14 protein-coding genes are annotated in these 13,443 nt (G+C 63.3%); 1 reads left to right on the forward strand and 13 read right to left on the reverse strand.

Annotated features, from left to right (window positions below):
* Nucleotides 1-28: 28 nt before the first annotated feature.
* Entirely contained in the window at nt 29-1,123 is a 1,095-nt protein-coding gene (locus tag M729_RS0120640; RefSeq protein ID WP_027162696.1) for a polyamine ABC transporter substrate-binding protein, read from the reverse strand.
* Nucleotides 1,124-1,168: 45 nt separating this feature from the next.
* Complete coding sequence (aguA, locus tag M729_RS0120645; RefSeq protein WP_027162697.1) at nt 1,169-2,275, reverse strand: agmatine deiminase; 1,107 nt, start codon at nt 2,273-2,275, stop codon at nt 1,169-1,171.
* 202 nt (nt 2,276-2,477) lie between these two features.
* Here aguA and M729_RS0120650 point away from each other — a divergent pair, with 202 nt between their 5' ends.
* Nucleotides 2,478-2,984 carry an OsmC family protein gene (locus M729_RS0120650; RefSeq protein ID WP_027162698.1) on the forward strand — a complete coding sequence of 169 codons (507 nt, stop codon included), beginning with the start codon at nt 2,478-2,480 and terminating at the stop codon, nt 2,982-2,984.
* 3 nt (nt 2,985-2,987) lie between these two features.
* Here the strand turns inward: M729_RS0120650 and M729_RS0120655 are convergent, their stop codons facing one another.
* The 11 genes from M729_RS0120655 to M729_RS0120705 all read right to left on the reverse strand — a co-directional run bounded on the left by M729_RS0120655 (nt 2,988) and on the right by M729_RS0120705 (nt 13,244).
* Complete coding sequence (locus M729_RS0120655; protein WP_013532531.1) at nt 2,988-3,209, reverse strand: hypothetical protein; 222 nt, start codon at nt 3,207-3,209, stop codon at nt 2,988-2,990.
* Nucleotides 3,210-3,377: 168 nt separating this feature from the next.
* Nucleotides 3,378-4,007 carry a hypothetical protein gene (locus tag M729_RS0120660; RefSeq protein WP_027162699.1) on the reverse strand — a complete coding sequence of 210 codons (630 nt, stop codon included), beginning with the start codon at nt 4,005-4,007 and terminating at the stop codon, nt 3,378-3,380.
* Nucleotides 4,008-4,141: 134 nt separating this feature from the next.
* Nucleotides 4,142-4,882 (reverse strand): SDR family NAD(P)-dependent oxidoreductase, encoded by a 741-nt coding sequence (locus M729_RS0120665; protein ID WP_013532529.1) that lies wholly within the window; start codon nt 4,880-4,882, stop codon nt 4,142-4,144.
* 43 nt (nt 4,883-4,925) lie between these two features.
* A complete protein-coding gene (gene purF, locus M729_RS0120670) occupies nt 4,926-6,395 on the reverse strand; it encodes an amidophosphoribosyltransferase (RefSeq protein ID WP_013532528.1) in 1,470 nt (489 codons plus the stop codon).
* A gap of 105 nt (nt 6,396-6,500) precedes the next feature.
* On the reverse strand, nt 6,501-7,169 hold the full coding sequence (locus M729_RS0120675; RefSeq protein WP_027162700.1) for a CvpA family protein: 669 nt from the start codon (nt 7,167-7,169) through the stop codon (nt 6,501-6,503).
* A gap of 63 nt (nt 7,170-7,232) precedes the next feature.
* Entirely contained in the window at nt 7,233-8,636 is a 1,404-nt protein-coding gene (radA, locus tag M729_RS0120680; protein WP_013532526.1) for a DNA repair protein RadA, read from the reverse strand.
* Nucleotides 8,636-8,782, reverse strand: a complete 147-nt coding sequence (locus tag M729_RS1000000137445) for a hypothetical protein (protein ID WP_198032117.1) — start codon at nt 8,780-8,782, stop codon at nt 8,636-8,638. The genes radA and M729_RS1000000137445 overlap by 1 nt, the downstream gene beginning before the upstream one ends.
* A gap of 76 nt (nt 8,783-8,858) precedes the next feature.
* Complete coding sequence (locus tag M729_RS0120690) at nt 8,859-10,349, reverse strand: replicative DNA helicase (protein WP_013532525.1); 1,491 nt, start codon at nt 10,347-10,349, stop codon at nt 8,859-8,861.
* Nucleotides 10,350-10,569: 220 nt separating this feature from the next.
* Nucleotides 10,570-11,547, reverse strand: coding sequence for a small ribosomal subunit Rsm22 family protein (locus M729_RS0120695; protein WP_027162701.1), 978 nt, complete (start codon nt 11,545-11,547; stop codon nt 10,570-10,572).
* Nucleotide 11,548: 1 nt separating this feature from the next.
* Nucleotides 11,549-11,872, reverse strand: a complete 324-nt coding sequence (locus M729_RS0120700; protein ID WP_013532523.1) for a YnfA family protein — start codon at nt 11,870-11,872, stop codon at nt 11,549-11,551.
* 67 nt (nt 11,873-11,939) lie between these two features.
* Nucleotides 11,940-13,244: a cyclopropane-fatty-acyl-phospholipid synthase family protein gene (locus M729_RS0120705; protein ID WP_024504321.1), complete on the reverse strand. Its 1,305-nt coding sequence runs from the start codon at nt 13,242-13,244 to the stop codon at nt 11,940-11,942.
* Nucleotides 13,245-13,443 lie beyond the last annotated feature (199 nt).

A 13,443-nucleotide genomic window follows, 5' to 3' on the forward strand; every position in this document is an offset into this window, starting at 1 on the left:
ACCGCTGCGCACTTTTTCCGGAATTGCTCTATTGTCCCGTCACGATGCGCGTCCACATGCGGTTTTGGGATCGCAGCAGCTTTGGGTCGTTGTTGTCCACCACGAACAGCTTGGCCTTCACGGCATCAGGCGGAAAGACGCCGGGATCGCTGGCTATGGCCTTGTCCATCAGCGGCAGGGACTCCGGTATCGCATTGGCGTAGGAGACATAGCTGGAATTGGCCGCGGCGATATCGGGCCGCAGATTGAAGTTGATCCAGGCCTGGGCGTTGTCGGGATGCGGCGCATCTTTCGGTACCGCCATCGTATCGAAGTTGATGAGCGTGCCTTCTTTGGGGATGGAATAGGCGATCTCCAGCTTCTTCACGGATTCCGCCGCACGGGTCCTTGCCTGGAGTATGTCGCCCGACCAGCCCAACACCACACAGATGTCACCGCTGGCGAGGTCGTTGATGTATTTCGACGAATGGAAATAGCGGATGTAGGGCCGCACCTTGACCAGCAGGTCCTCGACCTTGGCGAGGTCGTCGGGACTGGTCGATTTGGGGTTGATGTGAAGGTAGTTCATCGCCATCGGGATGACTTCAGCCGGCGCATCGATGATAGCTACACCGCAATCGGACAGCTTCTTGACCACATTGACGTCGAAGACCATGGCGAAGGAATCTGTCGGCCCGTCCGGCAGCCGCTGCTTCACCGCAGCGACGTTGTAGCCAATGCCGTCGGTGACCGCCATATAGGGCACTGCATGCAGGTTCTGCGGGTCGGCGCCGGCGATCAGCGCGAGGGCTTGCGGATCGATCTTCGAGTGGTTCGCAAGCTTCGATTTGTCGAGTTCCAGGAAAGCCCCTGCTTTGACCTGGTTCTTGAGGAACGGATAGGCTGAAGGGTAGACCACGTCATATCCGGAGCCGCCCGTGAGCAGCTTGGTCTCAAGCACCTCGTTGCCGTCATAGACGTCGTAACGAACCTTGATTCCCGTTTCCTTCTCGAATTTCTCGGCCGTGTCCGGCGCGATGTAGTCGGACCAGTTGTAGACGTTGACGATCTTTTCCTCGTCAGCCGAAGCCGCATTTGCGCAGACGCCGCAGGCAAGCAGGGTTGAGAAGATCAGAGCGCGCATAAATGTCCTCCGTTTTCGCTATGTGTTCTCGGCATGCTCCGTCCCTCAACGTCGTTGCGGGGCATAGACCGGCAAGGTGATGCAGGCGACATTGCCGCCGCCCAGCAGGATCTCTCGCGAGTTTTCGATGCCGACTATCCGGTGGTCGGGAAACAGCTTGGCCAGCATCCGCTTGGCCTTCACATCGAGATCGCAGCCGAACTGCGGTACCACCACGACGCTGTTGCCCGGATAGTAGTTGATGTAGCTCGCCGCGATCCGGTTTCCGGCCGGTCGCGCCCAGGTCGAATCCAGCCGGTCCACGCTGTCGCTTTCTTCCGGCGTCATCTCGATCGGCATGGGGTGGGGCAGCCGGTGAACTTCCAGCGCGCGGCCCTTCGCATCACGAGCCGAACGCAGCACCTCTTCGGCTTCGCGCACGATATCGTATTGCGGGTCTTCCCGATTGTCGGTCCAGCTCAGCACGACCACACCGGGGCGCACGAAGCAGCAAACGTCGTCGACATGGCCGTCGGTCTCGTCGAAGGCAAAGCCGCGTGGCAGCCAGATGACGGTGTCGACACCGAGATAGTCGCCAAGCTGGCGCTCCACCTCGGCCTTGCCGAGATGAGCGTTGCGATTTCGGTTGAGCAGGCATTGCTCCGTCGTGATGAGCGTGCCCTGACCGTCGCACTGCAACCCGCCACCCTCGGCGATCAGAGGTGCGCGGTAGCGATCCATGTTCTCGATTTCGAGCACTTTTTGCGCCGCAAGGTCATCCAGGTCCCATGGCGAATAGAGGCCGCCGTCAAAACCGCCATAGGCGTTGAAGATCCAATCGACGCCACGCACGTCGCCTTGATCGTTGACGACGAAATTGGGACCGCTGTCGCGCAGCCAGGAATCGTTGGTGGACATTTCCACGACGCGCACATGACCGGGCAATCGCGCTCGGGCATTCTGCCACTGGCGAGCAGAAGCCGCCACCGTCACCGGCTCGCTTTGCGCGATCGCCGCGGCGACATCGGCGAACAGTTTTTGCGCGGGCTTGGCGCCGAGGCGCCAGGTGTCCGGCCGCTCCGGCCAGATCATCCAGCAGCCTGACTTGGGTTCGAATTCGCCGGGCGCGCGAAACCCATCCTGTTTCGGCCTTGTCGAGAGGGTTCGAGGCATCGGGGACCGCCGGGAAATGGAGTGATGACTTGCCCGGATCAGACGTTTTTGGGACCTTGTCCGTCAATGTCCCATTTGGGATATCGGTGTAGGCGGCTGGCACCTGTTGCGGAATGGCATTGCCTTCCCAAGGTGATCGGCGCAAATCTTGACCGGACGGCGCATGCCGGTGACGCAAGCAGTCGACGAAAGGGGAAAGCGGATGGATGCGACCGAACTGAAGGCCATGCAGGCGCCGCTGAAGCAGGCGTATCGTGACGACGCTTCGCAGGCCATGATCACGCTTCGCGCCAAGGGCTCGATCGACGACCAGTCGGTTGCCTGCAAGGTGGAGACGGGCAGGGCGCTCGCCATCGCCGGCCTGCATCCGGCAACAGGCGGCTCAGGCCTTGAGCTCTGCTCGGGCGACATGCTGCTGGAGGCGTTGGTCGCCTGCGCTGGGGTGACGCTGAAGGCGGTGGCGACGGCGCTCGAGTTCAAACTCGGCGCCGCCACGGTGGAGGCTGAAGGCGATCTCGATTTTCGCGGCACGCTCGGTGTCGCCAAGGATGCGCCGGTCGGCTTTCGCGCCATCCGGCTCAATTTCAACCTCGACACCGATGAGCCGCAGGAGCGGATAGACTCGCTGCTGAAGCTGACCGAGCGTTATTGCGTGGTATTCCAGACCATCAGCCAGAAGCCGGAACTGACGGTCAGCGCACGCCGCTGACGCCTACTGTGCTGACGGTTCTTCGGCGTCACCCTCGTCGGTGAAGGGCGAGGCGCTCGGCACGCATTGCACCGACCAGCCGGCCGGTGTCGGCTGCTTCTGATATTCGGTGATGGCGGCGGTGCATTGTTCGCGCTTGTCGAAGGTGCTGGGCAGCACGACCATGCCGCCTTGCGGACCGGCGATTACCAGATACCAGACCAACGCTGCTGCGGTCGTAGCCATGGGGATTTCCTTGTTCTGCCAGTTGGGCGCTTGTTGTGGGAGTCGCGGTGACCCTACCAACTCCAAGGAAATGACGAAAGCATGACCGCGGCACAGCTTCCCGCCGCCAAATCACAGCCGCGTGATGTGACGGCGGGTTTCCCAGCCCGATTTCGAAGCGCAATCGGCTCAGTTGGTGGCAAAACAATAGAACAAGCCATCGCCCCCGGTGCCCTTCAGCGCCTCTTGGCTGCAGCCGCCGCGCGAGGCGTGCGAGGAATTCCAGGATTTGGCGGCTGCAGAATCGTCGAGGCCCGTGCGGTCATGATGGCCCATCATCGCGGCGCCTTCCGCCCCGCTCATGGTCCAGTCGCCGCAGGTCTGGTCGGCGATCTTGGTGCCGTCGGGCTTGGAGCCGGTCAGCACGTCGTGGCGGTTCGGCGTGTCACCGCGGCCGTTGACCACTTCGCCTTTCTCGTTGAGCGCCGTCTGCTTGGTGATGCCGTTGGCATCGCTGTGCAACGAGGCGACGTCCTCAGCGATCTTGACGCCCTTGGCGTTCACCCACGGCCCCTTGCCGATGCGGTCGCGGGCGTCAGTGTCGCTGGTCGACAGATAGGCAGCCCAACTCTTGCCGGTGACACCGGCGGCTTCCGCCAGCGATGCGCAATGCGCGTCGGCGCCCTTGAGGCCGCCGAGGTCGGCACCCTTGCCGGAACCGACACTGGTGACGAAGAAGCTCATCTTGGCATCTTGCGAGTAAGCGGCGCCCGCGGCTGCGATCAGGATGGCCGCGGTGGCGAGAAGCAGTTTGCGCATGGTGGTTCCTCCGGTTTGGGCTTCGACTACGTCGAAGAAACGTTTCCGGAGGCCTGTTTAATCCCTACGCATGTCGCTTAAAAGTGCGCAGCGGTTTTTGGGAAACCGACATGCGTCAAAAAAAGGCTCAAGTTTTATTCCGGCTGCCTATAGGCGACGAAGCGATTGTGCTTGGCCTGGAAGATCAATCCGGTCTCTTTCAGGTCCGGGCTGGCCAGCGGCACGATGCGTTTGGCGATCTCGGAGGGATGCGGCAACGTCTCGGGATCTTCGCCCGGCACTGCCTGGGCCCGCATGGCGGTGCGGGTGGCGCCGGGGTCAGCGGCGTTCACCCTGAGCGGCAGGCTCTGCGTCTCATGCGCCCAGGAGCGCATCATCGTCTCCACCGCGGCCTTGGATGCCGCGTAGGGTGCCCAGAAGGCGCGCGCCGAGTGCGCGGCGTTGGAAGACAGGATGATCGCGCGGCCAGCATCGGAGAGCCGCAGCAGAGGGTCGACCGAGCGGATCAGCCGCCAGGTCGAGGTGACGTTGATGGTCATCACCTTCTCGAAGGTTTTTGCTTCGACATGACCGATCGGCGAGATGACGCCGAGCACGCCGGCATTGGCGACGAGAATGTCGAGCTTGCCCCAGCGTTCGTGGATGGCGCCGCCCAGGCGGTCGATGCCGGCCATGTCGGCGAGGTCGAGCGGCACCAGTGTCGCCTGGCCGCCGGCCGCCTTGATCTGGTCGTCGAGCTCTTCCAGCCCGCCGACAGTACGAGCCACCGCAATGACATGCGCGCCGGCGGCAGCCAATTCCTTGGCAATGAAATAGCCGATGCCGCGCGAGGCGCCGGTGACGACCGCAACGCGGCCGGAAAGGTCGAGGGTCATGCGATGGATTCCGGGAATTGACTAACGCTGATGGCGGTCCGGCCTACGTCCCGCTTGTCGCCAGCAGCGACAGCGTGCGCACATTGTCGTGGCCTTCGAAGTCGAGCAGGCGGGTCGGGTATTGGCCGGTGAAGCAGGCATCGCAGAATTGCGGCTGGTCGTTGTCGCGGCTGGCCTCGCCGACCGCGCGGTAGAGCCCGTCAATGGTGAGGAAGCCAAGCGAATCGACGCGAATGAACTCGGCCATCTCCTCGATCGACATGCGCGATGCCAGGAGCTTCGATTTCTCCGGCGTGTCGACACCGTAGAAGCAGGAGGCGCGTGTCGGCGGTGAGGCGATGCGCATATGCACCTCCTTGGCACCGGCGTCGCGCACCATCTGCACGATCTTCTGGCTGGTGGTGCCGCGCACGATGCTGTCGTCGACCAGCACCACGCGCTTGCCTTCGATCATGCGTCGGTTGGCATTGTGCTTCAGCTTGACGCCCATGTGGCGGATCGAATCGCCCGGCTGGATGAAGGTGCGGCCGACATAATGATTGCGGATGATGCCGAGCTCAAAGGGAATGCCGGCCGCCTGGCTGAAGCCGATCGCCGCCGGCGTGCCCGAGTCCGGCACCGGCACGACGATGTCGGCCTCGACCGGGCTTTCGACCGCCAGCTCGGCGCCGATACGCTTGCGCACCTCATAGACGTTGCGGCCTTCGACCGAGGAATCCGGCCGCGCGAAATAGACATATTCGAAGATGCAGAAGCGGGTCTTCTGCGGCTCGAAGGGGAACAGGCTCTCGATGCCCTTGGACGTGACGACGACCATCTCGCCGGGCTTCAGGTCGCGCACGAAACGCGCGCCGATGATGTCGAGCGCGCAGGTTTCGGAGGCCAGGATCCAGGCGCCGTCGAGATCGCCCAGCACCAGCGGCCGGATGCCGAGCGGATCGCGGCAGCCGATCATCTTTTTGGCCGTCATCGCCACCAGGGAGAAAGCGCCCTCCACCTGCCGCACCGCATCGATGAAACGCGAGTTCAAATCGCGCTCCTTGCTAGTGGCGACGAGGTGCAAAAGCGTCTCGGTATCGGAGGTGGAGGAAAAGATCGCGCCTTGCTTCTGCAGCGCGCGCTGCACGGTCATGGCGTTGGTCAGATTGCCGTTGTGGGCGACGGCGAAACCGCCATCGGCCAATTCGGCGAAAAAGGGCTGGATGTTGCGCATGCCGGCGCCGCCCGTGGTGGCGTAGCGCGTATGGCCAATGGCGCGGTTGCCTTGCAGGCTGTCGATGACGCGCTGCTTGGTGAAGGTGTCGCCGATCAGGCCGACATGGCGTTCGACATGGAACTGGCTGCCGTCATAGGAAACGATGCCGGCCGCTTCCTGGCCGCGATGCTGCAGCGCATGCAGGCCCAATGTAACGATGGCCGCAGCGTCCTGCCGGCCGAAAATGCCGAACACACCGCATTCATCGTGGAAATGGTCGTCGGCCTCGGCGGAAAGCACGTCGTCTGCGTCTGCCATCTTAAGCTCCGCTAAAATCGCCATATAATGCGGGTTCGCGCCGAAAGCAACGCGGGCCGTGCAGTCGTTCACACCATCGTCAGATCCTGACGCCGTTTTTCGGCGTCAGTTTGCCGGTGCCGCCGGTGCCGGAGCGGCCGGGGCGTTGTTCGCCGGTGGTGTTGCGTCATTGTCGTCAGGCGCCGGCGTGTTGGTATCGTCGCCGCCCGCCGGAGCATCCGCCGCCGGTGCGTCCGGAGCAGCTGGCGTCTCGGCGGCCGGCTGATTCGGATTGAGCTTCTTGAGAATCGCGTTTTCCGGATCCTCGGGCAGCAGGCTTTCGAGCTTGGCGCCGATTTGTTCGAGCAGCGGCCGCGATTTGGCTTCCGTGACCCAGGCTGGCGCCTTGGCGCCGGCCAGCCAGTTGAAGAACAGCAGGGCGACGGCAACGACCAGGATGCCGCGCGCGGCGCCGTAAAGGAAACCCAGCGTCCGGTCGAGTGCGCCGATCCGGGAATCGATGATCCAGTCGGCGAGCTTCATGGTGATGACCGAGACGACGATCAGCGCGATGATGAAAACCACGCCGGCGGCGGCCGCCATGGCCACCTTTTCATTCTCGATGTAGTGAGCGAGGTAAGGCACGACCGGCTTGTAGAAGAAGAACGCCGCCGCTGCCGCCGCTGCCCAGGAGACGACGGACAGGACTTCGCGCGAGAAGCCGCGAACCATGGCGAGCATCGCCGAGACCAGAGTGAAGCCGACGAGAATTCCGTCAAGCAGCGTAATCGGCATGTCTTTCGCCCCACTCCATGAGCCGCATTATAGCGCCGAACATCGGGCTCTGGGTCCGATGCTCTAGTCTTCTTCGTCCACGCGGCTTCGGCGTGAGCCGGCTATGCGTGCCACGAGGTCGGCAAGCTCGGTCGGCTGGAAAGAACCGGCCCCGATCCCCCCGGCCAGTTCCCCGCTGCCCGAGGGCAGAACCGCGCTTCCAAAACCCAGCTTTTCGGCTTCCTTGAGGCGCTGTTGCGCATGCGCAACCGGCCTCACGGCGCCCGAAAGGCTGATTTCGCCGAAATAGACGCAATCGGCGGGAAGGGCAAGACCGGTGAGCGAGGAAACCAGGGCGGCCGCCACTGCGAGATCTGCCGCGGGCTCCGAAATCCGGTAGCCGCCGGCGACATTGAGATAGACATCATGGCTGCCGAATCGCACCCCGCAATGGGCTTCGAGAACAGCCAGGATCATCGACAACCGGGCGCCGTCCCAGCCGACGACGGCGCGGCGCGGCGTGCCGAGCGAGGAGGGTGCGACCAGTGCCTGGATCTCGACCAGCACCGGCCTTGTCCCTTCCATGCCGGCGAAAACCGCCGCGCCGGGCGATTTGGCGTGGCGTTCGCCAAGGAAAAGCTCGGACGGATTGGCGACCTCGCGCAGGCCCTTGTCCGACATTTCGAAGACGCCGATCTCGTCGGTCGGTCCAAAACGGTTCTTCACGGTGCGCAGGATGCGGTAGTGGTGGCCGCCTTCGCCTTCGAAGTAGAGCACGGCGTCGACCATGTGCTCGACGACGCGCGGCCCGGCAATCTGGCCTTCCTTGGTGACATGGCCGACCAGTACGATCGCCGCACCCGTGGATTTCGCATAGCGGATCATCGCCTGGGCGGCGGCGCGCACCTGGGTGACGGTTCCGGGCGCCGAATCGGCAAGGTCGGTCCACAGCGTCTGGATCGAATCCAGGATGACGAGGTCAGGCCGCTTGCCGTCGGCGATCGTCGCCAGGATGTCCTCGACATTGGTCTCGGCGGCAAGTTCCACCGGAGAGGAGGCGACGCCAAGCCGCTGCGCCCGCAGCCTGATCTGCGCGACCGCCTCTTCGCCCGAGACATAGACGATGCGGTGGCCTTTTGATGCCAGCGCCGCGGCCGCCTGGGTGAGCAGCGTCGACTTGCCGATGCCGGGATCGCCGCCGACCAGCAGCGCCGAGCCGCGCACGAAACCGCCGCCGGTGGCGCGATCGAGTTCGCCAATGCCCGAGATGATGCGTGGCGCGTCCTCGATATCGCCGGACAGCGTGGTCAGCACCACGGCGCGTCCCTTGCGGGCGTTGCGCGTGTTGGCTGGTCCTGAGCCGATGCCGCCGGACGTGCCTTCCTCGACCAGCGTGTTCCACTCGCCACAGGCATCGCATTTGCCGGCCCAGCGCTGATGCACCGATCCGCAGCTTTGGCAGATGAATTGGACGCGCGATTTGGCCATTAGATGGAAGCCACGCCGTGACAGGCTGGCGGGGCAGCGCCCCCCTTTGGCCTGCCGGCCATCTCCCCCTCGATGGGGGAGATTTGCAGCTTCAGCGCTTGCGCCTTCTTTTCAACGCCAAAAATTGGCGAAAGCGTCGATGCCATCCGATCTCCCCCCTTGAGGGGGAGATGTCCAGCAGGACAGAGGGGGGCGCCAAGGAATGGGACCTGTCTCAATAGGTCACTCGAACCTTTCCGGCAGATGATGCTCCTCGGCGAGGTCGGAGAAGCGGGTGAACTCGCCCTGGAAGGCAAGGCTGACGGTGCCGGTCGGTCCGTGGCGCTGCTTGGCTATGATCACTTCGGCCTTGCCCTGGACCTCGATCATCTTCGTCTCCCAGGCGAGATGCTCGGGCGTGCCTTTCTCCGGCTCCTTGTTCTTGATGTAATATTCCTCGCGGTACACGAACAGCACGACGTCGGCGTCCTGCTCGATCGAGCCCGATTCGCGCAGGTCGGACAGCTGCGGATGTTTGTCGTCGCGGCTTTCGACCTGACGCGAGAGCTGTGAGAGCGCGATGATCGGCACGCCCAACTCCTTGCCGAGCGCCTTCAGTCCGGTGGTGATCTCGGTGATTTCCTGGACGCGGTTCTGCGACGCCTTGGCAGATGAACCCTGCATCAGCTGGATATAGTCGATGACCATCAGGTCCAGCCCGCGCTGGCGCTTGAGGCGGCGGGCGCGCGCCGCGAGCTGGGCGATCGAGATACCACCCGTCTGGTCGATGTAGAGCGGGCGCTTATGGTTCTCCTGCGTGTAGGCGACAAGCTTGCCGAAATCGGCTTCCGTCAAATCGCCGCGCCGGATTTTCGACGATGGAATCTCGGTCTGCTCGGAGATGATGCGGGTGGCCAGCTGCTCCGACGACATTTCAAGCGAGAAGAAGCCGACGACGCCGCCATTGGCCGCCTTGACGGAGCCGTCGGCCTGTTGGGCAGGCTCATAGGCGGCAGCGATGTTGTAGGCGATGTTGGTGGCCAGCGACGTCTTGCCCATGCCTGGGCGGCCGGCGATGATGATCAAATCCGAAGGCTGCAGACCACCCATGCGATGGTCGAGATCGCGCAGGCCGGTGGCAATGCCGGACAGGTGGCCATCGCGCATATAGGCCGCGCTGGCCATGTCGACGGCATTCTTCAACGCATCGGAAAAGCTTTCGAAACCGCCATCGTAGCGGCCGTTTTCGGCCAGTTCGAACAGCCGCCGCTCGGCATCCTCGATCTGTTCGCCGGGTGCCATGTCGACCGGCGCGTCATAGGCGATGTTGACCATGTCTTCGCCGACGGTGATCAGCGCGCGGCGCGTCGCAAGGTCATAGATGGCGCGGCCATAGTCGGTGGCGTTGACGACGGTCACAGCCTCGACCGCCAGCCGCACGACATATTGCGCCATCGTCATGTCGCCAACCTTCTCGTCGGCTGGCAGGAAGGTTTTCAGCGTGATCGGCGTCGCCACCTTGCCCATACGGATGAACTCGGACGCCACCTCATAGATCTTGCGGTGCAGCGGCTCGTAGAAATGGCTGGCCTTGAGGAAGTCAGAGACGCGGTAGAAGGCGTCGTTGTTGACGAGGATGGCGCCGAGCAACGCCTGCTCGGCCTCGATGTTGTTTGGCGCTTCACGATAAAGCGGTGTTTCCGCGACGCCGAATTTTCGCGCTGCCTCTGCCATGATATCCCCGATTTCAATCCCGGCCTTTCGATATCAGAACGTGATGAGTCGGTGCTGACCTTTCTGCATCACTACCCAACCAAAGAACCTTGATGCCCGTTGTTCACAGGAACAACCAATCGTCCACAGGAGAGTATTCGCGTGCCCCGATTCCAGTTGACTCGACAGGGCGCGGATCTCTATCTGACTCGTCAGAACAAAGCAAGAACAATGGCACTCTTCATTTTGCGATGTTGTCCAGCCTGTCGCCCCAGTCCAGTCGCCGGGCCAACTTGAAGTCGGCGCCGTCGCGCTTGGTGAACAAGCGCTCGGTGGCGGTGCCGTCGTCCTGGCAAAGCTTGAGCAGAACCTTGCCGGAGCCGGATTTCGGTGGCGCAAGAACTCGTGCCTGGTGTGATGTGGGGCCGTCGCGAGAAGCCGCGACGTAGATGAATTTCTCGTCTTCCCACGGCACGTCGGCATCCTTGGCCAGCCGATGCAGGCGCGAGCGGGCGACGCGGCGGGAAAAATGGCACCAGTCGGGCTGGACCAGCGGGCAGGGCGCCTGATGCGCGCAAGGCGCAAGCACATGTGCGCCCGCCTCGATCAGCTGCCGGCGCACGGCAAGGATGCGCTGCCAGCCGGCGGGGGTGCCCGGCTCGACGATCAGGAGCGTGTCGCCAGTGAGTTGCCAGAGCCGGTCGATGAGTTTCGGCAGCGATGCCGGCGCGATTTCATCGAGCACATAAGCGCACGTGACCAGATCGGCCGGCTCGATGCCAGCAAGGTCGATGGTGGCATCACCGGCCAGCCATCTGCTCTGGGCGGCAATAGTGTTGCCGGCAAGCGTCTCGCCGACCTTACGCACGGCGGCACTGGCTTCGAACAACACCGCCTGTTCGAGATCGGGCCACAGATCGGTCGCGGCCCAAAGCACCGTGCCAGGGCCGGCGCCGACATCGAGCAAGGTCCTGGGCTGAAAGGCAGGCTTGGCGTCGCTCAGCGCGTCGAGGCTGGCACGGATCGCGGCATAGGTCGCCGGCAGCCGCGTCGCCAGATAGGCCTTCACCGCCAGATCCTCGGCCATGTGCAGACGGCCGTCGCGCAACTCGGCGCGGTAGCGGTCGGACAGCGTCTTTGCCGCTTGCTTGAGTACCGCCAGCGGAACGTTTTCGAGCAGACGCTCGACACCTTGGCGAAGGGAGGCAGGCAACTCCATCTCAAGCGCCCCGCGGGACGAGAAGGATCACCGAAGCACCGGCAATGCAGAGCGCGGCACCGGCAAGATCCCAGCGGTCGGGGCGAACGCCTTCAACCAGCCACAGCCAGCCAAGCGACGCCACGATGTAGATGCCGCCATAGGCGGCGTAGGCGCGACCGGCGGCTGACGTGTCGACCAGCGCCAGCAGGAAGCCAAACAGGGCAAGCGAGGCGAGGCCGGGAAGCAGCCAAAGCGGCGACTTCTCCAGCCGCCACCAGGCCCAGAATGAAAAGCAGCCGGCGATCTCGGCCAGAGCGGCGGCGGCATAGAGGACAAAGGTCATGAAAAAGGTCCCGCGACGGTCACGGGACCTTTTTCAGTGCAGGCGCCGGCAATGGCAAGCGGCAATGCTATTCCTGGTCGGCAACCTTGCGGCGGCGAGCCGGCTTGGCGGCCGGGCTCTTTTTGACGGGAGCCGTTTCACGATGCCCCATATCGCGCATCTCGAGCGCTTTTTCGCATTTGGCCATGTAGTCGCGTGTCATCGGCAGCGTATCGTTCTTCTTGGCGATCTGGATCTGGAAGATCACCAGATCCTGCCAGCGGAAGGCGGCTTCCGAAGCCGCCAGATAGAATTCCCACATGCGGCAGAAGCGCTCGTCATAGATCGCCTTGGCCTTGTCGCGATTGGCGGCGAAGCGCTCGCCCCAGTGCTTCAGCGTGTCGGCATAGTGGAGCCGCAGGATCTCGACGTCGGTGACGACCAGGCCCGACTTCTCGATCGCAGGCATCACTTCCGACAGCGACGGGATGTAGCCGCCCGGGAAGATGTATTTGCGGATGAAGGCGCTGGTCGCCCACGGCACGCCGGAACGGCCGATCGTGTGCAACAGCATGACGCCATCCGGCTTGAGCAGCGTCGCGCTCTTGTCGAAGAAGGTGCGATAGTGGTTGACGCCGACATGCTCGAACATACCGACCGAGACGATGCGATCGAAACGCTCATTGAGTTCGCGGTAGTCCTTCAGCTCGAAATGCACGCGGCTTTCCAGCCCTTGCGCATGCGCCCGGTCGGTGGCGACGCCATGCTGCTCGGTCGACAGCGTGACGCCTTGCACGTCGACGTCGAACGCCTTGGCGAGATAGAGGCCAAGCCCGCCCCAGCCGGAGCCGATGTCGAGCACGGTCTGGCCGGCCTTCAGCCGGAGCTTGGCGGCGATGTGGCGTTTCTTGGCGGCCTGCGCCTCGTCGAGCGTCATGTCCGGCTGCTCGAAATAGGCGCAGGAATATTGCATGTCCTCGTCGAGGAAGAGCCGGTAGAGATCGCCCGACAGATCGTAGTGGCGCTGCACGTTGCGCCGCGAGCGCGAGGCGGTGTTGATCTGCTGGAGCCGGCGGAAGGCGTGGCGCAGGCCTTCGATGGCCTTCGACCAGGTGGCGTCGATGCCGCCGCTGCCCATGTTCTGGAAGGCGATGCGCATCACGCCCAGCACGCCGCCCTCGAGAATGTCGAGTTCGCCGTCCATGTAGGCTTCAGGCACCGCCAGCATCGGATCGAAGGTGATGGCGCGCTCGGCATGCGCGGTTTTGATGTGCATATGCACCGGTTCGCCGCTGCCGTCGCCGAAAACCACCGCCGTGCCCTTGGGGCCGGTTACCCTAAGATTGCCGGTGCGCACCAAGCGGTCGAGAACGCGCTTCAACAGAATATTCATGACCAAATGTCCCCTCTCGGCCAGACAGGCTGCCTTGGCGCGTGACCGCGAAAATCGGGATCGATTTCGCCGGAGATCTTGCGCCGAACCAAAGTTGCACAGCGTGCTTTGCGCGGCCAAAGGACGCGCGACGCCATAGTCTGCAACAATATATAGGGGTTCGAAAAGTTCCATTTGGCACAAAAATGCCCGGGCGCGA

The sequence above is a fragment of the Mesorhizobium sp. WSM1293 genome (assembly GCF_000513875.1).
Lineage (GTDB): Bacteria > Pseudomonadota > Alphaproteobacteria > Rhizobiales > Rhizobiaceae > Mesorhizobium > Mesorhizobium ciceri.